The sequence below is a fragment of the Stenotrophomonas sp. S4 genome, assembly GCF_054187805.2.
In genome coordinates this window covers 4379272-4399512 of sequence record NZ_CM196188.1, presented here as the reverse complement: position 1 = coordinate 4399512, position 20241 = coordinate 4379272, and the positions used below count along the sequence as shown (strand labels likewise).

Here is a 20241-nt window from a genome sequence, read left to right as displayed (position 1 = left end):
AAAAACGCTGAATTACGGCCCCGGGAAACCTCCTGGGGCCGTGCTGTTGCCCCGATTCCGCCAACCCTTGCCTGACCCAAGCCATGCTGATCAACGCCGACTTCAATTCCATCGTGTTAGTGACTCCCGATGATTACATCTGGGTTGACTCGCCACAGGCCGGGGTGCAGCGCGTCATGCTTGATCGCATTGGTGCAGAGAAGGCCAGGGCAACAAGCCTGGTGCGATACGATCCTGGTTCGACATTTCCGCCGCACGTTCATCCGGGCGGCGAGGAAATTCTTGTATTGGAAGGCGTCTTCTCCGATGAGCTTGGCGATTGCCCGGCGGGCACCTACCTGCGCAACCCTCCCGGTTCACGGCATGCACCGGCCAGCCGGGATGGATGCTTGATACTGGTCAAGCTGCGGCAGATGAGTGCGAACGAGGAGGCGACCCTGAGGCTGGACACGAATGCCGCCCAGGTGTGGGAACACCTTACCGATCGTCGGTTGTGCAGGGTATTCGAGAGCCCGGAAGAGCGCGTTCGTATCGAGCAGGTGGAGCCCAGCCGGCCGCTGTTTCCTCAGATGCAGGCGCCCGCTGAGATCCTGGTCTTGGACGGCGAGCTGCAGCTCGCCGTCGGTAGCCGGACCCAAACCATTGCGGCTGGAACATGGTTGCGGGCAGGTGGACCGGATGCCAGCCGCTGCCTCGCGTCGATGGTGGCGGGAGCTCATGGCGTCACTGTCTACGTCAAACAGGGGACAGTGGTGGAGCGTCCGCACCTTACGGCTGCAGAGGCACTCTCATGACCACCGTGAACGTGATCATCGTCGGCGCTGGTCTTGCGGGCCTGCATGCCGCTCGACTGCTGGAAGCGGCAGGCGTCACTGACTATGCCGTGCTGGAAGGCCGCCCGCGCATCGGTGGGCGCATCCATGCGTTTGAGCCTGCTCTGCCGGGGTGCGTAAGCGGGAACGGGGGCTTTGACCTTGGCGCGACCTGGCTATGGCCCGGGTTCCAGCGTGAACTGGCGCTGTTGGTACAACAGCTTGGGCTGCCCGTCGTCCCGCAGGAAGAGGACGGTGACATGCTGTTCGAGCGTGCCGTCCACGAACCGACTGCGCGCTTCGCCGGCATGGCCGCGATGCCGCCATCGTTCCGCATCGTAGGCGGCATGGGGCAGTTGCTTCACGCTGTCGGTTCGGCCGTCCAGACGGAGAGGGTTCACCTGGGCACGTGTGTCGTTCAGATCCGTGCCGAAGCCGATGGGGTTATTGTCTCCGCAATCAGGAACGGCGTGCCGGTCACGTGGCATGCGCGAGGTGTTCTACTGGCACTACCTCCGCGCTTGGCGGTGGCCACACTGACATTCGATCCTCCGCTTCCCGCCGATGCTCACCACGCGTGGCAGTCCACCGGTACGCATATGGCTGCACACGCCAAGTACCTCGCGGTGTATCCCAGCAATTTCTGGCGGAATCGCGGCCTTTCAGGCGAGGCACGCAGCCTGGTTGGCCCGCTGGGAGAGATCCATGATGCGTCTTCGGACGGCCAAGCAGCACTCTTCGGCTTCTTTGCACTGCCTGCTGCTGAAAGGGCGCGTATCCCGGCCGAGGAGCTGAAGCATCGCTGCAGAAGCCAGCTTGCGCGTCTGTTTGGCGATGCTGCACGCGAGCCGCTCGCCGACGCTGTCCAAGACTGGAGCGCCGAGCCTTTCACCGCTACGCCAGCCTGCGCCGCCCAGACCGCCGGGCATGGCTGCATTCCCGGCTTATCACCCGGAGGCACGCCTTGGGTGGGGCGATTGTTCGGGGCCGGCAGTGAATGGTCTCCGTTCAACCCCGGTTATCTGGCGGGTGCGATCGAGGCGTCTACCCGTGCCGTGCAGGCATTCCTCTCTTTGACCCATTTCCGAGTACAGCCATGACGCAATCCACTGACTACGGCGCCATGGAATCGGCGGGTCCGGGGCTGCTCCGGTGGTCTCGGCGCCCGCGTCCCACGCCAGCAGACGATCAGGTGCTGTTGCAGGTCGAGGCGTGCGGTATGTGCGGCGCGGATGTCTCTGACATCGCTCGACCCGGCGCATCACACCAGCGTCGGGTGCCCGGCCATGAAGTGATCGGCAGGATCATCGATCGCGGCATTAACGTCCCGGCACGTTGGCAAGTAGGGCAACGCGTAGGCGTGGGCCGCCTGGGCGGGCATTGCAACGCTTGCGCCTACTGCCGACAGGGCCGATTCGCACTGTGCACGGATCAGAAAGTGCTCGGCGTTTCCCAAGATGGTGGCTACGCCGAGCTGATGCTTGCAACGTCGACCGGCCTGGTTTCCATCCCTGATGAAATGGAGTCCACGGCTGCAGCGCCCATCCTGTGCGCCGGCCTGGCGACGTTCAACGCCCTGCGGCGCTGTTGCGCAGCGCCCGGCGACACCGTTGTGATCCACGGTGTGGGTGGCTTGGGCCACATGGCCATCCAGTACGCTCGCCGCATGGGGTTTCGGGTCATTGCCGTGGGACGGGGAAATGACATTGCCGCTGGGGCCATCGAGCTGGGTGCGCACCACTATCTGGACACGAACCATGCAGATGCGGCCGTAGAGCTGCAGCGCCTGGGCGGGGCGCAGGCCATCATCACCTCTGTCGGTGACGCCGAGGCTGTGCAGCTGCTGCTGCCTGGGCTGGCCGCGGGCGGCACCCTGGTGGTGCTCGGGGTCGGCAAGACCCCGTTGTCCATTGCAAGTGGCTACTTGGTTGGGGGCGAGCGGACCATCCAGGGCTCGATTACCGGATCACCCGATGACAGCGAGCGGGCGTTGCGATTCAGCGAGCTGACCGATGCCATGCCCTGGATCGAATGCCTTCCTCTGTCCCAAGCGCAGCAAGGGCTGGAACGACTGATGTCCGGCGATGCAACGTTCCGCATCGTGCTGGTGCCCGATGAGCAGGCGTCGACGCGGGAGTCGAATAAGTGAGCCAGGAAACGATGGAGAGCGATACTGAGCTGCTGTCACCGGTCCAGCACCGCAGTAATGTATGGCGCTTGGCCCTGGCGCAGGCGCTCGCCGGTGCGAACTCCGTAGTGATCTACGCGACGGGCGCCGTGGTCGGCAGTGATCTGGCCCCCTCGCAGACGCTGGCGACGCTGCCCATTTCAGTCTTCGTGGTCGGCATGGCGCTCTGCAAATTGCCGGCAGGCTGGATCGCCGAGCATCATGGCCGCCGCACGGCGTTCTTCGCAGGCACTGCCGCCGGCGTCGCCGCCGGTGTCCTGTCCATGTTTGCGGTGCTGGCCTCCAGCTTCTGGCTGCTGTGTGCGGCTACATTCCTGGGCGGGGCGTATGCAGCCGTCGTGCTGTCGTTCCGCTTTGCCGCCGCTGATGGCGCACCGGCACAGAAGCGGGCGCGAGCGCTTTCCATGGTAATGGCGGGCGGCGTCGCCTCTGGGGTGGTGGGGCCGCAATTGGTGTCACTCACCATGCATCTCTGGCCTGGTCATCTGTTCGCAGCGACGTTCCTGTTCCAAGGCTTGGTCGCCGCAGTATCGGCCGGCCTGCTGGCCGGTGTGCGGCTGCCGCATGTCGCGCCGGCAATCGGCACGTCCCGCGAACCACTGTCCTCCGTCCTGCTCGACCCGCGTTTCATCGCTGCGGTGATCTGTGGCGCGGTGTCGTACATGCTGATGAATTTCATGATGACAGCGGCTCCGCTGGCCATGCACATGCACGGCCACGCGCAGGAGTCGTCCAACCTGAGCCTGCAATGGCATGTCATCGCGATGTACCTGCCAAGTTTCTTTACCGGCAAGCTGATCGCGCGCGTGGGTGCGAAGCGCGTTGCGGCTGCCGGCCTCGTACTGACGGGCGCCGCCGCTGTTGCTGGCTTGCATGGAATGGAAGTCTTCGACTTCTCCCTCAGCCTCATCCTGCTGGGGCTGGGCTGGAATTTCGGATTTCTGGGCGCGTCGGCGCTGGTGTTGGAATGCCATGGAAACGTGGACAAGCGGCGTGTCCAGGCATTCAACGATTTCCTGATCTTTGCGGTGATGGCGGTCGGCTCGTTCCTCTCGGGATGGATCCTCGCGCGCCATGGCTGGCATGTTGTCCTGTGGTCTTCGTTCGTCCCACTGGCGCTGGCCATGGCTGCCTTGCTGGTAACCGCCAGACCCAGACCGCTGGAGCGGAGCTGATTGCACGGCATACCGAGCAGCACGGAGTGCGCTAGCAGCGCCTGCAACGCGCCGCTGGCCTGCGCAGGCATGTCTGCTTCTGGCCGATAGCTGACCTGACGTCGATGAGACATATAGATTGGAAGAGATTTCGAAAAGAACAACTGGACTCCAATGGCAGCATTCGATCATTCCCTGGTAACCCTCCGATTCTTCGGGGACGACCTCCTGCCCGAAGAAGTCAGTGCCTTGCTCGGAGCGACCCCGACCGCTTCGCATCACAAAGGCCAGGAACTCAGAGGCAACCAATCAGGCACCGTGCGTATCGCCAGGACTGGCAGCTGGCAACTTGATGCGGAGCGTCGTGAGCCTGAAGATCTGGACGCTCAGATCTTCGAAATCCTCGATCAGCTCACCGGCGATCTCGCCGTATGGCAGTCTCTGGCACGCTTCCGGCCTGATCTGTTCTGCGGTCTTTTCATGGGTAGCAGCAACGGTGGTGTCTCGCTTTCGCCCCGCGCGCTGCTCGCCCTTGGTCAGCGCGGCATTGCGCAACGCCCAACGCCAACAGGTCATCAATTGATGATCTCCCCACTCCCCGAAGCAACAAACGCCCTCAACTGCCGAACGAACTCCGCGTCGTAGAGCTCCCACTCCACAATCTCCCCAACAACCCGCAACGGCTGCGCACTCCGATACGACCGCGTCGGGTTGCCGGGAAACTTCTTGTTGGTTACGTTCGGATCGTCCTCGAACGGCCCGGTGGGCTCCACCACATACACGCGCGGTCGCCCCTCACCCCGGGCCATCTCCGCAGCCAACCCAGCGCCCTTGGCAATCGTGGTGAAGTAGATGTGGTTCATCACCACGCTGTCGCGATAGTTGGAGCGAAAGCCCGCGCTCAGCAGTTCGCTCACCGCGAGGTCAGCGCGGGTGCCGTGATAGAACGGCCCGGCGACCTGGTGGCAGGTGTCATGCGAAACGGGTGTCCATTCGGTGTCCTGCGCCATCGGCACTGCCCCTGCGTGTCCTGCCGGATCGACAGGCCGGCGAGTCTAGGGCGCCCGGTGGGCCTTGCTGCAAGGCCCCATCCGGGAAATAATCTGTAAACGGGAGGCGCGGTGCGCCTCCTTTTTTCATTCTGCGGCGCCGCGCCCTTCCAGCTCGCGCACGGCGGTTTCCAGCGCGTCCAGCTTCTGGCGGGTCTTCAGCAGCACGGCGCGCTGCACTTCGAACTCCTCGCGGGTGACCAGGTCGAGCTTGGCCAGGCCGGCCTGCAGCGCGCTCTTGAAGGTGGCCTGCAGTTCCTCGCGCGATTCGCGCAGACCCGGCGGCACCAGGTCGCTGAGGCGACGGGCGAGGTCATCGATTTGGTTCAGGTCGATCATGGGGTGCTCCGTGGGGGTGGGCCCGTGCATCCGGCGCGGGCAGGCCGATCGGGCACAAGGATACTGCTGGCACCCATCGCCCGGACAGGCGGCAGCGGCTTCGCACGGGCCGCGTTCAGGCGCTATCCTCCACGCCGGAAGACAGGAGATAGACGATGAAGATGGTCATGGCGGTGATCAAGCCGTTCAAGCTCGACGACGTGCGCGAAGCGCTGGCCGAGCGTGGGGTCACCGGGATCACGGTGACGGAAGTGAAGGGCTTTGGTCGCCAGAAGGGCCATACCGAGCTGTACCGCGGCGCGGAGTATGTGGTCGATTTCCTGCCGAAGGTGAAGCTGGAAGTGGCGGTGACCGATGACCAGGTGGAGGCGGTGGTTGAGGCCATCGTGAAGGCCGCCGGCACTGGTAAGATTGGCGACGGCAAGGTGTTCGTGTACGACCTGGGCAGTGTGGTGCGTATTCGTACCGGGGAACTGGACGCGGACGCGTTGTAATCCGGTTTCTGTAGAGTCGAGCCATGCTCGACTGCGTTTCGCGCGATGCTGGAAGAGCAGTCGAGCATGGCTCGACTCTACAAAAGCAGTTACCGGCGCTTGGCCCACTTATAGAACCGCTTCCAGCCCTGGCGCACGGCGGCGACCCAACCCGGGTCGGCCACCAGTGCGGCCTGCGCGGCACTCGGCGCCTGGCCGGTCACGCGCTGGCGGATCTTCAGCAGGTTCTTCATGTCGCTGCGGCGCATCTGCCGGCTCAGCGGGCCGCGGCGCAGCCAGCGGGGTACGCGCTAGGCGGAGGTGAAATCCAGCAGCACCGGCACGCCGCCACTGACCACCACGTTGGTGCCATGCAGGTCGTTGTGGGTGATGCCGGCGGCATGCAGGCGGCTGAGCGCGTGCTGCAGCTGCTCGAACACGTCATTGCCGACGGCCTGCGCGGTGCTGAGGGTCTGGCCGGGGATGAACTCCATGCCCAGCGCCAGGCCGCCCAGAGTGCCGAGCAGCGCGGGGGCATGCTTCCAGCCGCCGAGGCGCTGCAGCATGCGGGCCTCGCGGCGCACCATCAGCCGCGCGATCAGCGAAACGGGGGTGCCGCGGTAGCGGGAGTAGTCCTTGATGACCGCCTCGCGCCCGTCCAGGCAGGTGCGGTAGACGTCGGGGGCCAGGAAACGCTCGCCGCGCTTGAGCAGCAGCGGGGAGGCGGCGTCATTGCCGCAGGAGGAGGGGGGAGAGCAGGAAGATACATGTCGGGGTCTCGGACGACCCGGTGGGTGGCGCAAAGCGTCAAGCGAACCGGTGTTACAGGGAGTTACTAAGTTTTCGTTAATTTTAGTACTCGCCAGTTCGCTATTCCACGATTTGTCGGAGAAATGTCGGGGTCGTGGCTGGAACAGTTCGTCACGCAGAATCGGACAATTCCGTCTCACTTATAAGGCTTGCCTTGTCGAATCAATGGGTTGGGCGCGCTTCCGGCGCATTCATCGGCGCCGCGCTGAACGCGACGCACGTCCGGCTTGACCCCGGCGCACGCCCTGCCGACCATAAGCCGTTAACCCGCGACATCGGCGGCCGCCCCCCTCCGGCACGTCCCCGTCCCCTGCCGCGTTCCCAACCGGTGCTGGCCGCCTGGCCGTGCATCGCCCCGTTTCCCGTTCCGGCCGCGGCTGGAGGAAAGTGCTTTGATCATCAAAATCGTCATTGCAGCGCTGTTCGTGGCCTGCGTGCTGTACATCCACTTCCGTGGCAAGGTCCGCGCGCGCTGGTCGCGCCAGCTGCTGGACCACTCCAGTTTCATGGCCCCGATCAACGTGGTCATGTACATGTTCTCGAAGGTGCCGACCACGCCGTTCCTGGACCCGGCGAAGGAGTTCCCGCAGCTGGAGCCGCTGCGCCAGAACTGGCAGATGATCCGCGACGAGGCGCTGGCGCTGCGCGATGCGCAGAAGATCGCCGCCTCCAGCACGTTCAACGATGCCGGCTTCAATTCGTTCTTCCGCCGTGGCTGGAAGCGCTTCTATCTGAAGTGGTACGGCCCGTCGCACCCGTCGGCGAAGGCGATGTGCCCGAAGACCACGGCGCTGCTGGAGTCGCTGCCGGATGTGCGCGCGGCGATGTTCGCGCAGCTGCCGTCGGGCAGCGAACTGCGCCCGCACCGCGACCCCTTCGCCGGTTCGCTGCGCCTGCACCTGGGCCTGGCCACGCCCAACAATGACGGCTGCTACATCGAAGTGGACGGCATCAAGAAGAGCTGGCGCGACGGCGAGTGGATGATGTTCGACGAGACCTACATCCACCACGCGCACAACGAGACGCCGGATGACCGCGTGATCCTGTTCTGTGACATCGCCCGCCCGCTGCGCTTCGGCCTGCCGGGTCTGTTCAACCGCGCGGTGGCGGCCACGCTGCTGGCCGGTGGTGCCTCGCCGAACCTGCCGGGTGACCCGACCGGTGGCGTCAACAAGGCGTTCGGCAGTGTCTACAAGGTGCGCCTGAAGGCCAAGGCACTGCGCGAGCGCAGCGTGGTGGCCTACCAGCTGATCAAGTGGGGCCTGGTGGTGGCGGTGATCGCCGGTATCTGGGCGCTTTGATCGTTACATGCGGTCGCCGGCCAGCGGCCGGCACTACCGGAACATGAAAAAACCCGCGCTGTTGCCAGCGCGGGTTTTTTGTTGGATCAACCCTTCAGTGCCGCCTGCACGAACGGCGGGGTCACCAGCACGCCGGTGTGCAGCGCGGCGGTGTAGTACAGGGTGTTGAAGGTCTTGGCGGCCGAGTCGGCCTGGCGGAAGTCGAAGCTGCTGTCGCCCTTGCGTGCCATGGTCACGCTCCACCAGCCGGTGGGGTAGCACGGCTGCGGGAACGGCAGGGTCTTGAACGAGCCGAAGCCGGCCTTGCCCATCTCGGTGCGCATTTCGTTGATCAGGTCCAGCTGCATCAGCGGCGATTCGGACTGCTGCACCAGAATGCCGTCGTCCTTCAGGGCCTTGAAGCAGCTCTCGTAGAAGGCCTTGTTGAACAGGCCTTCGCCCGGGCCGACCGGGTCGGTCGAGTCCACGATCACTACGTCCACGCTGCCGGCCGGGCAGTTGGCCATGTAGGCCACGCCGTCGTCGAACAGCAGCTCGGCGCGGGCGTCATCGTTGGAATCGCACAGTTCCGGGAAGTGCTTGCGCGCCATCACGGTGACCTGCTCGTCGATATCGCACTGGGTCACGCTCTCCACGCCCTTGTGCTTGAGCACTTCGCGCAGGGTGCCGCAGTCGCCGCCACCGATGATCACCACGCGCTTGGGCGCGGCGTGGGTGAACAGCACCGGGTGGCTGATCATCTCGTGGTAGAAGAAGTTGTCCTTGCTGGTCAGCATGATGGCCCCGTCGATGGTCATCAGGTTGCCCCAGTCGGTGGTCTGGAAGATCTCGATCTTCTGGAACGGCGACTGCACCTCGTCCAGCTTGCCGGTGATGCGGTAGCCGATGGCCGAGCCGGTGCGCTCGAAGTGTTCGATGTACCAGTTGTTGCTGTCAGTCATTGAAAACAGTCCTGTTCGGAGGGGTGAAGCCGGGCTGGCGGGCGGGGCCGCGTGGCACAGATGCCACATCCGGACGGATCGGCCCGTTCAGGTTGAAACCTGTCACGGGCGCGGGCGCGCATGATAACGAACCTGTGGGCATATAGGCGTTATCATGCCCCCCCTTTTATTGCCAACAAGGCCGACTGAAATGACCGATTGGTCCCTCGACCAAGCCCGCAAGACCTACTCGATCCCGCATTGGGCGGACGGTTACTTCGACGTGGATCAGGCCGGGCACATGGTGGTGAGACCGACCGGGGCGGACGGCCCGGTGGTGTCGCTGCCCAAGGTGGTGGACGCCGCCCGTGCGGCCGGCGCCAAGCTGCCGCTGCTGGTGCGCTTCCCGGACATCCTCGGCCAGCGCCTGGGCAAGCTGCAGGCGGCCTTCGGCCAGGCCCAGCAGGACTGGGAGTACAGCGGCGGCTACACCGCCGTGTATCCGATCAAGGTCAACCAGACCCGCGGCGTGGCCGGCACCCTGGCCAGCCACCACGGCGAGGGCTTCGGCCTGGAAGCGGGCAGCAAGCCCGAGCTGATGGCCGTGCTGGCGCTGTCGCGCCCGGGTGGCCTGATCGTCTGCAACGGCTACAAGGACCGCGAGTACATCCGCCTGGCCCTGATCGGCCGCAAGCTGGGCCTGCAGACCTTCATCGTCATCGAGAAGCCGTCCGAGCTGAAGCTGGTGCTGGAAGAGTCCAAGGCGCTGGACGTGAAGCCGGGCCTGGGCGTGCGCATGCGCCTGGCCTCGCTGGGCGCCGGCAAGTGGCAGAACAGCGGTGGCGACAAGGCCAAGTTCGGCCTGTCCCCGCGCCAGCTGCTGGACCTGTGGAAGTCGCTGCGTGACACCGAGTACGCCGACTGCCTGAACCTGCTGCACTTCCACATGGGTTCGCAGATCTCCAACGTGCGCGACATCGCCAACGGCATGCGCGAAGCCACCCGCTACTTCGTGGAGCTGTCGCGCCTGGGCGCGAAGATCACCCACGTCGATGTGGGCGGCGGCCTGGGCGTGGACTATGAAGGCACCCGTTCGCGCAGCTTCTGCTCGATCAACTACGGCCTGCATTCCTACGCCAGCAACATCGTGCAGCCGCTGGCCAATGCCTGCGAAGAATTCGGCCTGACCCCGCCGCGCATCGTCACCGAGTGCGGCCGCGCGATGACCGCGCACCACGCGGTGCTGATCGCCAATGTGTCGGAAGTGGAAGAAGCGCAGGAAGGCCGCGTGCCGGACCAGCACGACGACGAGCCGGCGGCGATCCGCCACCTGCGCGAGATCCACGACGAGCTGGACGTGCGCCCGGCGGTGGAGCTGTTCCAGGAGGCACAGCACTTCCACGCCGAAGGTCTGGCCAGCTATGCGCTGGGCCAGATCGACCTGCCGCAGCGTGCGCGCATCGACGATCTGTTCTACGCCATCGCCCACGGCGTGCGTGCGCGCCTGAGCTATGACGAGAAGAGCCATCGCCCGGTGCTGGACGAACTGAACGAGCGCCTGGTCGACAAGTATTTCGTCAACTTCAGCGTGTTCGAATCGATCCCGGACGTGTGGGCGATCGACCAGGTGTTCCCGATCGTGCCGATCGAGCGCCTGGACGAAACCCCGGACCGCCGCGGCATCATCGCCGACATGACCTGCGACTCGGACGGCATGGTGGAAACCTATGTCGAGAACGAGAGCCTGGACAGCTCGCTGCCGCTGCACAAGATGAAGCCGGGCGAGAGCTACCGCATCGGCTTCTTCATGGTCGGCGCCTACCAGGAGATCCTGGGCGACATCCACAACCTGTTCGGCGATACCGACGCGGTGGAAGTGCTGGCCGATGCCGATGGCTATGCCATTACCCAGCAGCGCCGTGGCGACACCACCGATGTGATGCTGGATTACGTGGGTTACCGCCTGGACGAACTGCGTGCGACCTATGCGCAGCGCGTGGCCGAGGCGCAGCTGTCGCCGGAACGCGCGCAGGAGCTGTCGGAGGCGCTGGAAGCCGGCCTGACCGGTTACACCTACCTGTCCGACGAACCGCTGGTCTGATGGACGGTGCCGGGCCTGCCCGGCGCCACCGTTGCCGATGAGCGCGCGCGCGATCTTCCACCTGTTCCTGCATGCCGCCGTGCCAGCGCTGCTGGCATGGCTGTTCTGGCGCAAGCGCTTCGCCTCGGCGTGGCTGCTGATGCTGCTGGGCTGGATCATTGATCTGGACCACCTGTTGGCGGATCCGATCTACGCACCGAACCGCTGCAGCATCGGTTTTCATCCGCTGCACACCGCACCGGCCATCGCGGTCTATGCCGGGCTGTGCGTGCCGAAGAAAACGCGGTTGTTCGGCATCGGTTTGATGATCCACATCGTGCTGGACGCGATTGATTGCTGGTGGATGCATCACCGTTGATGCTGGGTGCGTGTCGACCAAGGTCGACACCTACCGGGGGCACGGCGACCGGTCGGATTGGCGCTTGGTAGAGCCGGCCGCTGGCCGGCTTCCGCAGGGTGTTCCCGATGACCGCGTGGTTGCCGGCCAGCGGCCGGCACTACCCACCGTCAGGTTGGTCGCTTCACGCCACCGGCAACCACAACGTTGCGCGCAGGCCGGGCTGCGCATTCTCCAACGCCACGTGCCCGCCATAACTGGCGGCGATATCGCCCACGATGGCCAACCCCAGCCCACTGCTGCCCTCGCGCTCATCCAGCCGCACGCCGCGCTGGGTGACCCGTTCCAGCGCATCTGCAGCCAGGCCGGGACCGTCGTCGCGCACTTCGATGCGCAGCTGCCCTTCGCTGCTTTCCGCTTCGACAGTGACCTGCCGTTTCGCCCAGCGCCCGGCGTTGTCCAGCAGGTTGCCCAGCATTTCTTCCAGATCCGCACTGGCACCGGCGAACTGCAACGCCGGATCGATGCCTTCCGCCGTGAATGTGATGCCACGTTCGCCATGCACGCGTGCCATCAGCCGGCACATCGCCTGCGCGACGGCCGCCACGTCGGTGCGCTGGCGATGGTCGGCAGCCAGTCCTGCAGCCAGGTAACGGTCGACACTGGCCTGCATGCGCGCACTCTGTTCGCGCACGGCGGCACGCCAGTGCGTGCCGTCGCCGTCCGCTTCGGTGGCCAATACGCTCAGCGGGGTCTTCAGTGCATGCGCCAGATCCTGTGCACTGGTGCGTGCGCGCGCAACCATGCGTTGCTGGTGGTCCAGCAGCGCGTTGAGTTCTTCCCCCAGCGGTGCGACTTCCGCGCCCAGTTCCTGCGTGTCGATGCGTTGCGCGTCGCCGCGGCGTACCCGTTCCAGCTGCTCGCCGAGGCGATGCAGTGGGCGCAGGCCGAAGTGCACCTGGCTGGCCAGCACCGCCAGCCACGCCGCAACCAGTACGCCCAGGGCGATGGCGGTGCGTTTGCGGAACGCGGCAACATCCGCATCCAGTGCGCTGCGATCGGTGGCGACCACCGCCACGAACGGTTCGCTCGCGCGCGGCAGGCGCACCTGCTGCACGCGTGCGCGCAGGGATTGCTGCAGCGGTCCGGGCAGATTGCGCGTGGCCGGCCCGGCAGCCGGCGCCGGCAGGGTTTCATCCCACAGCGAGCGCGACTGCAGCAGCACGCGGCCATCGGCACCGGCGATCTGCCAGTAGGCACCGGAGAACACACGCTGGAAGCGCGCGTCATTGGGTTCCTGGCGCAGCCGCAGCTGTCCTTCCGGGTCCACTTCGGCCTGTGCCAGCAGGGTCAGCATGTCCTGCTGTAGTTCGTGGTCGAGGCGGTCGCGCGCGCTGCGCTTGAACAGCTCGCCCAGCAGTGCGCTGGCCAGCAGCGAGACCAGCAGCAGGCCGACGCCACCGGCCAGCAGCAGGCGCCGCCGCAGCGACGGTTGCCGGTTCATGGCGCGGCCAGCCGCCAACCCTGGCCGCGCACGGTCTGGATCAGGTCGATGCCGAGCTTGCGGCGCACCCGTCCGAGCAGCACATCCAGTGCGTTGGAGTCCGGGTCATGGCCGCCGTCGAACACCTGTTCACCCAGCCGGTCGCGGCCGATCACCTGACCGCTGTGGTGGATGAAGTAACTGAGCAGGCGGAATTCCTGCGGACTGAGGGGCAGCGCCTGCCCATCCAGCTCGAAGCGGCCTGCATTGACGTCCAGTTGCAGCGGGCCGCAGTGCAGGCGAGGGCTGGCGTGGCCGTGGCTGCGGCGGATCAACGCGCGCAGGCGCAGCACCAGTTCGTCGGCCTGGAACGGTTTGGTGAGGTAATCGTCGGCACCGGCATCGAAGCCTGCCAGCTTGTCGTGCCAGCGCCCGCGCGCGGTCAGTACCAGCACCGGGAAGTCGCGGCCGTTGCCGCGCCAGCGCTCGATCACGCTCAGTCCGTCCAGCCCGGGCAGGCCGAGGTCGACGATGGCGGCCTGCAGGTCCTCGATCTGGCCGATCTCTTCGGCCTCGCGGCCATCGGCGACCACGTGCACCACATAGCCGGCCTGTTCCAGCAGGGGCACCAGGCGCTGTGCCAGTGCGGCATCGTCTTCGGCCAACAGGATGCGCATCAGTCGTCGAGCTCCGTCTTCAGCAGCTTTCCGCTGCGCGCATCATAGTCCAGCTCCACCACTACGCCGTCGCCGCGCAGGATCTCCACCTCGTAGACGCCGTCGTCCAGCTCCACTTCCAGCAACTGGCCCGGGTAGCGCTTGAGTGCATCGCGCACCACGCTTTCCAGCGGCACGTAGCGGCCCTGCTGCACGGCGCGGCGCGCGACCTGCTGCGCCGGGTCCTGTGCGGGCGCGGCGGCGGTCGGGGCGCTGGCCAGGGCCAGCAGCAGGGGCAGGGTGGCGAGCATGCGGGCACGGAAGGAGGGGAACAGGCGCGAGTGTGGCGGGGATGACTAACAGCCGGCTAACAGCCACGGCTAAGGCGCTGTTAACCGGGGCATGCATCGTGGCGTTGCCGGGATGGTCCGGCCACGAACACGAACAGGAGAACCCCCATGTTGAAGTCGCTTGCCCTCGCCACCGTTACCCTGCTGGCCATCGCACCGGCCGCACAGGCCGCGCCGCTGGGCATGGCCCAGGTCGAACAGACCCTGCGCAAGGCCGGCTATACCCAGATCCACGAGATCGAACGCGATGATGGCCTGTGGGAAGCCGACGTGAGCCGCGCCGATGGCCGCTTCAGCGAGGTCTACGTGGACCCGAAGACCGGCGAGATCTTCGATGAGCACAGCGGCCGCGCGCTGCTGACCACCGAGCAGGTGCTGGCACGTGCACAGGCGCATGGCCTGCGCGAGATCCATTCGCTGGAACGCGATGGCGCGACCTGGTCGCTGGAAGCCCGCAATGCCCGCAACCAGAAGGTGGACGTGCGCCTGAGCGGTTATGACGGCCGCATCTTGCACAGCGAGCGCGATGGCTGGCTGGATTGACCTGCTGGTAGTGCCGGCCGCTGGCCGGCAACCCATGATCGCTTCCAGCCCCGCGAGTCGCCGGCCAGCGGCCGGCGCTACCGCGCGGTTACCAACCGGGCATGGACTCGGCTCTACAGGGGTGGCTTACCAGCCGTACGGCGGCGGGTAATCCCAGCCCGGGCCACGCCCGTAGTAGCCGCCATACGGGCCGAAGAAGCCCGGGCCCTTGCCTTCACTCACGTGGATGTTGAGGTTGACCCCGTGGGTCTTGCCTTCATCGGTGGTGTAGTTCTTGCTGAGGTTCAGCGTGGCCGCGTTGTAGTGGCTGTTGCCGCCGTTCTTCGAATAGCCGATGCCGGTGGTGAAGCTGCCGGACACCTTGACCTTGTCGTCGGTCACGTCGGCGATCTTGGCGTCGTCGTGCACGCGCGGGCCGCTCTTGTCACCGTAATAGGTGCCGGGCGGGTCCTGCTGCAGGGCCGGGTCGTTGAGGTAGCGCATCGGCGCCTGCGGCAGCGTCAGGTCCAGGCCGGCAGCCTGCGGCGCGGTGGCGCCAGCGGCGGACTGGGCCAGCACGGTTCCCGGCAGGGCCAGGCACAGCAGCAGGGTCAGGGGGCGGATCATGACGGCGCTCCAGCGGACAGGTGGCCACGCAACACGCGGCGGTACAGGCCGACGCTAGCAGGGGTTGCTTGAATGATGCCTGTCGGCGCCGGATTGGGGTAGAGCCGGACGCTGCCGGGCTGCGCGCTACAGCCGCCCGAACCCGAACAGCCCTTCCAGCGCATGCCTGCGCCGCTCGATCCGGGCCCGCAGCAGCTGGGCGCCGATCATCGAATAGGTGATGCCGTTGCCGCCGTAGGCCATGGCGAAATGCACCCGCGGGCCCCACTGCGCGTGGGGGCCGAAGAACGGCAGGCCGTCCGCCGTCTCGGCGAAGGTCCCGGCCCAGGAGAAGGCCGGCACCGGGTCCAGCCGCGGGAACCAATGCAGCAGCTGTTTCATCAGCTTGTCGGCCTTGCGCTGTACGCGCCGGTCGCGCCGGGCCGGGATATCGATGGCGTCGTCCAGCCCGCCCACCAGCAGGCGGCGGTCGCCGGTGGCGCGCAGGTACAGGTAGGGGCGTGCGCTCTCCCACACCATCGTGTTGCGCAGCCTGCCCAGCACGTCCGCATCGATGGGATCGGTGATGAAGGCATAGCTGCTGCGGTTGCGCGCGACCCGCTGCTGCAGCCATGTCTGGTTGGCATAGCCCATTGCCAGCACCACGTGGCGGGCGTGGATGGTGGCGCCGCCCTCGGTGAGGGCGCTCACGCCGCGCGCGGTGGGTGTCAGCGTATGCAGCACCGTGCGGTCATGCACATTGCTGCCGCGCCGGCACACGCGTTGCAGCAGCGCATAGGTCAGGCGGTAGGGATCGACCCGCGCGGCCTGCCGGGTCAGCAGGGCCCCGCCAGCGTCCACGTTGAAGCGTTCCCGTAGTGCCTCCGGGCCCAGCCAACGGGCATCCAGGCCGATGCCGCGCCGCGCCTCGCCCTCGGCCATCAGGCGCGGCACGTCGCGAAGGCGGCTGGCCAGGTACAGGCTGTCCATGCGCTGGAAATCCACGTCCTTCACCCCGCGCGCCACCTCGGCCAGTGCCGGGATTGCCTCCGCGCAGGCCCGGTACGCCAGTGCAGCGGCGTCCTGCCCGTAGCGCTCGGCCAGTTCCAGCAGATGGGTATCGATCTCGTACTGCAGCAGGGCGGTGCTGGCGGCGGTGCTGCCCCAGCCGATGTCGCGCTGTTCGATCACTGCAACGTCGTGGCCATGCTGGGACAGCTCGTCGGCGATCAGCGCACCGGTGATGCCGCCGCCGACCACCAGCACGTCGCAGCGCAGGTTCTGCTGCAGCGGCGGGAAGGCGTGGATCAGGCCGTTGCGCACCGCCCACCACGGGTAACCGCTCTTCAGGTCCATGGCCGTGCGTGGCTCAGGCCGTGGGCTGGCCGGTATGCGGCGTCTGGATCAGTTCGGACAGATCGAAGCCCTGCAGGCGGGCCGCCGCCAGATAATGGTCCTGCACGGTCGCGTCCAAGCGCGGCTCGCGCGCCAGCAGCCACAGGTACTTGCGGTCCGGGCTGCCGACCAGCGACACGCTGTAGTCCGGGGCAACCTGGATCACCCAGTAGTCGCCCTTGGCGAACGGCAACCAGCGCAGGCCCTTGGGCAGGAAACTCACCTCCAGGCGCGCGCTGTCGTTGTCGACGGCGCAGGCCTCGCCGGTGGCTTCCTCGATCTCGCCGTCCATGCGGCAGCGGTTGGTGACGCCGACGTTGCCGTTGTCGAGCAGGGTGTAGTGCGCAGACACGTCGGTGCAGCCCTCCGGCTCGTGGCGCATCGGCAGGCGCGCGATCTCGTACCAGGTGCCCAGGTAGCGGGGCAGCTTGAGGTCAGCGACGGTCTTCAGCGGCGGGTGGTCGGTCATCGGCGGTCGTGGCAGGGGTGGGCCTCCACGATGCCGATGGCCTTGCCATGGGCGGGTGAAGCCGGGGCGATGGCCGTGTCCAGAACGTTCCGTCGCCCCGGCGGAGCGCCCGTTGTCACCGGCGTGGCGGTATCCTGCCGCCAGCGCCGTGTTTTCCTGATCCAACCGAGGTGGAGGTGCCGATGTACCAGGTGATCCTGTTGAAGAGTGAATCCGCGTTCGCGCGCGAACAGTGGCCGCAGGTCGACGACCTGGTCGACTACGAGGGCGTGGCCTACAGCCTGCGTGCCGGCCCGCGGCAGCCGCTGCCGACCGACCACGACTGGCACCCGGTGGCGGTGTACGCGCCCGATGAGATCACCGAGGAAGAGTTCCAGGACTGGTACGCGCTGCAGCAGCCGACGGTGGAAGAGCTGCGCCTGAAGTACTGATGCGCGACGCTGGCGGGGGCGCCCATCCGGCCTTGACCGCCTCTGCCGTATAGTCGCGCGCAGGCGCGGTGGTCCGCGCGAACCGGTGTGGCTGCGTGTCTTCTTTCCTGCGATCGATCCGTGCACGGGGGGCCTGGTGGGTCCTGCTGCTGTGCACCGCCTTCCTGCTGTCCGCGCCGGTGCTTGCGCAGGATGAGGACCCCACGCCGAAGCAGCAGCTGGCGGATATCGATTCCAGCCTGAAGGATGTGGAGCGCAAGCGTGGCGATGCAGAAGCCACCGAGACGCTGGCGATGCTGTCCGAGAATGCCTCGCAGGCACGGCGTGACGCCGAGGCGCTGGAAAAGGCGCTGCAGCCACAGTTGGATCGACTCAACGAACAGCTGGCGCAGCTGGGAACGCCGGCAGAAGGCGCCACTGAGCCGCCGGAGCTGGCGGCGCAACGGCGCACCCTCACCAAGCAGCGCGACGGCCTGGCCGCTTCGGTGGTGCAGGCCAAGGCCAGTGCCGTGCGTGCGCAGCAGCTGGCGGCGGACATCGAGCAGCAGCGCACCGCACAACGCACGGAAGAACTGGGCCAGAAGGTCGCCTCGCCGCTGTCGCCTGCGCTGTGGAGCAAGGTGGCCGAGCGCCTGCCGATCGATATCGCGCGCGTTGCGCCGTTGGCCGAGCAGGGGCGCGACGCGCTGGTCGCCGGCATCCGCACCCATGGCTGGGGCACGCCGTTGCTGGGCCTGCTGGCCGCGCTGGTGATGATGTTCCCGCTGCGGCTGTGGCTGCGCGCGCTGGGACGCAGGTTCGCCGCGTCCGAGCGCGCGCCTGACGGTCGCCTGCGCCGGTCTGGCCTGGCCATGTGGCTGCTGCTGGTGGGTACGCTGCTGCCTGGTTATGCCGTGGTGGTACTGATGGCGGCGCTGGATGCCATCGATGCGATCGCGCCGCGCCTGCAGGTGGTGGCCGACGGCCTGGAGACCGCCACCTTCCGTGCGGCCTTCATTGCAGCGCTCAGCGCCTGCCTGCTGGTGCCCAAGCGCCCGTCATGGCGGCTGTTGAACCTGGACGATACCGCCGCGCTGAAGGTGCGCAAGTACGCGTGGGGCGCGGCGGCGCTGGCCTGGCTGAGCACGGTGCTGGTGGCCCTCGACCAGGCCACGCGCACCAGCGATGTCACCACGGTGGCGTTGGACGGCTTGATTGCGCTGACCTACCTCGGCCTGATCATGGCCATGTTGGTGACCCTGGCGCGCCTGCATCGGCGGCAGACCGCCGAGGCCGAGGCTAAGCTGGAAGCACAGGCCGATGGCCTTGGCGTGAGTACGCCAGTGCGCCGCAGCAGCTGGCTGGTACTGGCCCGGGTAGCGGGCAATATCGCCGTGGTGGCCGCCATCATTGCCACGTTGCTGGGCTACCTGAATTTTGCCAAGTTCGTGAACCAGCAGCTGATCGGCGGCAGCATCGTAGTGCTGGCCGCGACCCTGCTGTTCAAGTTCGTCGACGACCTGAGCACGTGGATGCTCAACGCCGACAGCAAGGTCGGCCAGACCATCCTGCTCAGCACCGGCCTGAGCGTGTCGCGGCTGGAACAGGCGGGCGTGCTGCTGTCGGCGGCGTTGCGCACGATTGTCGTGCTGCTTGCACTGCTGGCGCTGGTGGCGCCGTTCGGCAACATCGGCGCGGTGGTGGAGCGCTTTTCTTCGCTGTTCACCTCTGGATTCGATATTGGCGGAACCAAGCTGGAGCCGGTGCGCATCGTGCTGGCGGTGTTGGTTCTGCTGGCTGGCCTGGCCGTTACCCAGCTGGTACAGCGCTGGCTGACCGACACCTACCTGCCCAAGACCGAGCTGGACCTGGGTGCGCGCAATTCGGTGAGTACCGTTGCCCGTTACGTGGGCATCATCATCGCGGTGATCTGGGCGCTGAGCGCGATGGGCCTGCAGCTGAGCAAGCTGGCGTTGCTGGTCAGCGCGCTGTCGGTGGGTATTGGTTTCGGCCTGCAGGTGATCACCCAGAACTTCGTGTCCGGCCTGATCCTGCTGGCCGAGCGCCCGGTGAAAATCGGCGACTGGGTGAAGCTGGGCGACCAGGAAGGCGACATCCGCCGCATCAGCCTGCGTTCGACCGAGATCCAGGTGGGCGACAAGTCGACGCTGATCGTGCCCAACTCCGAGCTGGTCACCAAGACCGTGCGCAACATGACGATGGGCAACAACCAGGGCCGCATCCAGATCCAGTTCGCGGTGCCCCCCAGCACCGATGTCGGCAACCTGCGGCAGGCGCTGCTGGATGCGTATACCGCGCACACCAACGTGCTGAAGCAGCCGGCACCGACGGTCTACATCGACAGCATTGCCGGTGGCCAGATCACCATCAACAGCTTCGCGTACGTGGCCAGCCCGCGGCAGGTGTATGCCACCCGCAGCGATCTGTACTTCAGCCTGCTGCAGATCCTGGCCGAGCGGAACATTCCGCTGTCGACCCCGACCGACATCCACATCACCCGCGATCCGCAGGAGTAGGGGGTTCTTTGCAGGGCTGCGCCCTGCACCTGCTACGAGCCGGAGCAAAGGCAACAGCAACCGCAACCGCAACCGCAACCGCAACCGCAACCGCAACCGCAACGGCAAAAGCTGGTTTCCTGTGGGATGGCGGGGTGGGGCCGGTTGCGGGAGGCGCCGTAAACCCATCCCTGGGGGCTTGGCCGCGGCATCCATGCCGCGGACACTCCCGCAACCGGACCCACCCCGCCTTTGACAATTTGCCGCGATCTGTCGGAATGGCATGGCGTGCTCTTGGTGGGTGTTGACCTTGGTCGACACGTAGATCCACGCCATGCGTGGATGTTCTT

Annotated in this window: 21 protein-coding genes and 1 pseudogene; 12 read left to right on the top strand and 10 right to left on the bottom strand. The window is 66.4% G+C overall.

Annotation, left to right across the window (positions count from 1 at the left end):
- Nucleotides 1–83: 83 nt before the first annotated feature.
- The 5 genes from ACUZUJ_RS20500 to ACUZUJ_RS20480 all read left to right on the top strand — a co-directional run bounded on the left by ACUZUJ_RS20500 (nt 84) and on the right by ACUZUJ_RS20480 (nt 4799).
- Complete coding sequence (locus ACUZUJ_RS20500; protein WP_197587314.1) at nt 84–794, top strand: cupin domain-containing protein; 711 nt, start codon at nt 84–86, stop codon at nt 792–794.
- Complete coding sequence (locus ACUZUJ_RS20495) at nt 791–1912, top strand: flavin monoamine oxidase family protein (protein ID WP_458220694.1); 1122 nt, start codon at nt 791–793, stop codon at nt 1910–1912. Before ACUZUJ_RS20500 ends, ACUZUJ_RS20495 begins: the two co-directional genes overlap by 4 nt.
- Nucleotides 1909–2961, top strand: a complete 1053-nt coding sequence (locus tag ACUZUJ_RS20490; protein WP_049443984.1) for a zinc-binding dehydrogenase — start codon at nt 1909–1911, stop codon at nt 2959–2961. The genes ACUZUJ_RS20495 and ACUZUJ_RS20490 overlap by 4 nt, the downstream gene beginning before the upstream one ends.
- Entirely contained in the window at nt 2958–4175 is a 1218-nt protein-coding gene (locus ACUZUJ_RS20485) for an MFS transporter (RefSeq protein WP_458220695.1), read from the top strand. The genes ACUZUJ_RS20490 and ACUZUJ_RS20485 overlap by 4 nt, the downstream gene beginning before the upstream one ends.
- A gap of 153 nt (nt 4176–4328) precedes the next feature.
- Nucleotides 4329–4799 (top strand): DUF4279 domain-containing protein, encoded by a 471-nt coding sequence (locus ACUZUJ_RS20480; protein ID WP_458220696.1) that lies wholly within the window; start codon nt 4329–4331, stop codon nt 4797–4799.
- On the opposite strand, the gene arr is transcribed toward ACUZUJ_RS20480, so the two are convergent.
- Nucleotides 4730–5164, bottom strand: a complete 435-nt coding sequence (gene arr / locus ACUZUJ_RS20475) for an NAD(+)--rifampin ADP-ribosyltransferase (RefSeq protein WP_458220697.1) — start codon at nt 5162–5164, stop codon at nt 4730–4732. The two genes, ACUZUJ_RS20480 and arr, sit on opposite strands and share 70 nt — an antisense overlap.
- Before the next feature lie 126 nt (nt 5165–5290).
- Entirely contained in the window at nt 5291–5542 is a 252-nt protein-coding gene (ubiK, locus tag ACUZUJ_RS20470; RefSeq protein WP_005419983.1) for a ubiquinone biosynthesis accessory factor UbiK, read from the bottom strand.
- Nucleotides 5543–5697: 155 nt separating this feature from the next.
- Here ubiK and ACUZUJ_RS20465 point away from each other — a divergent pair, with 155 nt between their 5' ends.
- The gene (locus ACUZUJ_RS20465; protein ID WP_005411374.1) at nt 5698–6036 is read left to right on the top strand and encodes a P-II family nitrogen regulator; all 339 of its coding nucleotides are present in this window, start codon (nt 5698–5700) and stop codon (nt 6034–6036) included.
- An 89-nt stretch (nt 6037–6125) separates the two neighbouring features.
- Here ACUZUJ_RS20465 and ACUZUJ_RS20460 read toward each other — a convergent pair.
- Nucleotides 6126–6784, bottom strand: a pseudogene (locus ACUZUJ_RS20460) (RIO1 family regulatory kinase/ATPase domain-containing protein).
- Between the two features lie 436 nt (nt 6785–7220).
- On the opposite strand from ACUZUJ_RS20460, the gene ACUZUJ_RS20455 reads away from it, so the two are divergent.
- The gene (locus ACUZUJ_RS20455) at nt 7221–8126 is read left to right on the top strand and encodes an aspartyl/asparaginyl beta-hydroxylase domain-containing protein (RefSeq protein WP_024957655.1); all 906 of its coding nucleotides are present in this window, start codon (nt 7221–7223) and stop codon (nt 8124–8126) included.
- A gap of 86 nt (nt 8127–8212) precedes the next feature.
- On the opposite strand, the gene speE is transcribed toward ACUZUJ_RS20455, so the two are convergent.
- Nucleotides 8213–9067, bottom strand: a complete 855-nt coding sequence (gene speE, locus ACUZUJ_RS20450) for a polyamine aminopropyltransferase (RefSeq protein ID WP_008268330.1) — start codon at nt 9065–9067, stop codon at nt 8213–8215.
- Between the two features lie 190 nt (nt 9068–9257).
- Between speE and speA the strand changes: the two genes are divergently transcribed.
- Nucleotides 9258–11147: an arginine decarboxylase gene (speA, locus tag ACUZUJ_RS20445; RefSeq protein ID WP_012512349.1), complete on the top strand. Its 1890-nt coding sequence runs from the start codon at nt 9258–9260 to the stop codon at nt 11145–11147.
- A gap of 37 nt (nt 11148–11184) precedes the next feature.
- Nucleotides 11185–11505 (top strand): DUF6122 family protein, encoded by a 321-nt coding sequence (locus ACUZUJ_RS20440; RefSeq protein ID WP_006474656.1) that lies wholly within the window; start codon nt 11185–11187, stop codon nt 11503–11505.
- 163 nt (nt 11506–11668) lie between these two features.
- Here ACUZUJ_RS20440 and ACUZUJ_RS20435 read toward each other — a convergent pair whose 3' ends face one another.
- The 3 genes from ACUZUJ_RS20435 to ACUZUJ_RS20425 are packed head-to-tail and all read right to left on the bottom strand — an operon-like array spanning nt 11669 to nt 13934.
- On the bottom strand, nt 11669–12988 hold the full coding sequence (locus ACUZUJ_RS20435) for a sensor histidine kinase (protein ID WP_119007007.1): 1320 nt from the start codon (nt 12986–12988) through the stop codon (nt 11669–11671).
- Nucleotides 12985–13644, bottom strand: coding sequence for a response regulator transcription factor (locus tag ACUZUJ_RS20430; protein WP_119006857.1), 660 nt, complete (start codon nt 13642–13644; stop codon nt 12985–12987). Before ACUZUJ_RS20430 ends, ACUZUJ_RS20435 begins: the two co-directional genes overlap by 4 nt.
- Entirely contained in the window at nt 13644–13934 is a 291-nt protein-coding gene (locus ACUZUJ_RS20425) for a PepSY domain-containing protein (RefSeq protein ID WP_099589012.1), read from the bottom strand. The genes ACUZUJ_RS20430 and ACUZUJ_RS20425 overlap by 1 nt, the downstream gene beginning before the upstream one ends.
- A 147-nt stretch (nt 13935–14081) precedes the next feature.
- Between ACUZUJ_RS20425 and ACUZUJ_RS20420 the strand changes: the two genes are divergently transcribed.
- Nucleotides 14082–14516 (top strand): PepSY domain-containing protein, encoded by a 435-nt coding sequence (locus ACUZUJ_RS20420; RefSeq protein WP_119006856.1) that lies wholly within the window; start codon nt 14082–14084, stop codon nt 14514–14516.
- A 126-nt stretch (nt 14517–14642) separates the two neighbouring features.
- Here ACUZUJ_RS20420 and ACUZUJ_RS20415 read toward each other — a convergent pair whose 3' ends face one another.
- The 3 genes from ACUZUJ_RS20415 to ACUZUJ_RS20405 form a co-directional block, all read right to left on the bottom strand.
- Nucleotides 14643–15122, bottom strand: coding sequence for a hypothetical protein (locus ACUZUJ_RS20415; protein ID WP_014038776.1), 480 nt, complete (start codon nt 15120–15122; stop codon nt 14643–14645).
- Nucleotides 15123–15248: 126 nt separating this feature from the next.
- Nucleotides 15249–16457, bottom strand: a complete 1209-nt coding sequence (locus ACUZUJ_RS20410) for an NAD(P)/FAD-dependent oxidoreductase (RefSeq protein ID WP_101766210.1) — start codon at nt 16455–16457, stop codon at nt 15249–15251.
- A gap of 13 nt (nt 16458–16470) precedes the next feature.
- Entirely contained in the window at nt 16471–16965 is a 495-nt protein-coding gene (locus tag ACUZUJ_RS20405) for a lipocalin family protein (protein WP_049443962.1), read from the bottom strand.
- Nucleotides 16966–17147: 182 nt separating this feature from the next.
- On the opposite strand from ACUZUJ_RS20405, the gene ACUZUJ_RS20400 reads away from it, so the two are divergent.
- Both ACUZUJ_RS20400 and ACUZUJ_RS20395 read left to right on the top strand, forming a co-directional pair.
- Entirely contained in the window at nt 17148–17396 is a 249-nt protein-coding gene (locus ACUZUJ_RS20400; protein WP_006399378.1) for a hypothetical protein, read from the top strand.
- Between the two features lie 95 nt (nt 17397–17491).
- The gene (locus ACUZUJ_RS20395) at nt 17492–19912 is read left to right on the top strand and encodes a DUF3772 domain-containing protein (RefSeq protein ID WP_049443959.1); all 2421 of its coding nucleotides are present in this window, start codon (nt 17492–17494) and stop codon (nt 19910–19912) included.
- Nucleotides 19913–20241 lie beyond the last annotated feature (329 nt).

Coding starts and splice junctions, on each gene's coding strand:
- ACUZUJ_RS20495 (WP_458220694.1), top strand. CDS start 791: ATGACCACCGTGAACGTGATCATCGTCGGCGCTGGTCTTGCGGGCCTG.
- ubiK (WP_005419983.1), bottom strand. CDS start 5,542: ATGATCGACCTGAACCAAATCGATGACCTCGCCCGTCGCCTCAGCGAC.
- ACUZUJ_RS20500 (WP_197587314.1), top strand. CDS start 84: ATGCTGATCAACGCCGACTTCAATTCCATCGTGTTAGTGACTCCCGAT.
- ACUZUJ_RS20480 (WP_458220696.1), top strand. CDS start 4,329: ATGGCAGCATTCGATCATTCCCTGGTAACCCTCCGATTCTTCGGGGAC.
- arr (WP_458220697.1), bottom strand. CDS start 5,164: ATGGCGCAGGACACCGAATGGACACCCGTTTCGCATGACACCTGCCAC.
- ACUZUJ_RS20490 (WP_049443984.1), top strand. CDS start 1,909: ATGACGCAATCCACTGACTACGGCGCCATGGAATCGGCGGGTCCGGGG.
- speE (WP_008268330.1), bottom strand. CDS start 9,067: ATGACTGACAGCAACAACTGGTACATCGAACACTTCGAGCGCACCGGC.
- ACUZUJ_RS20430 (WP_119006857.1), bottom strand. CDS start 13,644: ATGCGCATCCTGTTGGCCGAAGACGATGCCGCACTGGCACAGCGCCTG.
- ACUZUJ_RS20465 (WP_005411374.1), top strand. CDS start 5,698: ATGAAGATGGTCATGGCGGTGATCAAGCCGTTCAAGCTCGACGACGTG.
- ACUZUJ_RS20425 (WP_099589012.1), bottom strand. CDS start 13,934: ATGCTCGCCACCCTGCCCCTGCTGCTGGCCCTGGCCAGCGCCCCGACC.
- ACUZUJ_RS20440 (WP_006474656.1), top strand. CDS start 11,185: ATGAGCGCGCGCGCGATCTTCCACCTGTTCCTGCATGCCGCCGTGCCA.
- ACUZUJ_RS20405 (WP_049443962.1), bottom strand. CDS start 16,965: ATGACCGACCACCCGCCGCTGAAGACCGTCGCTGACCTCAAGCTGCCC.
- speA (WP_012512349.1), top strand. CDS start 9,258: ATGACCGATTGGTCCCTCGACCAAGCCCGCAAGACCTACTCGATCCCG.
- ACUZUJ_RS20435 (WP_119007007.1), bottom strand. CDS start 12,988: ATGAACCGGCAACCGTCGCTGCGGCGGCGCCTGCTGCTGGCCGGTGGC.
- ACUZUJ_RS20410 (WP_101766210.1), bottom strand. CDS start 16,457: ATGGACCTGAAGAGCGGTTACCCGTGGTGGGCGGTGCGCAACGGCCTG.
- ACUZUJ_RS20415 (WP_014038776.1), bottom strand. CDS start 15,122: ATGATCCGCCCCCTGACCCTGCTGCTGTGCCTGGCCCTGCCGGGAACC.
- ACUZUJ_RS20400 (WP_006399378.1), top strand. CDS start 17,148: ATGTACCAGGTGATCCTGTTGAAGAGTGAATCCGCGTTCGCGCGCGAA.
- ACUZUJ_RS20420 (WP_119006856.1), top strand. CDS start 14,082: ATGTTGAAGTCGCTTGCCCTCGCCACCGTTACCCTGCTGGCCATCGCA.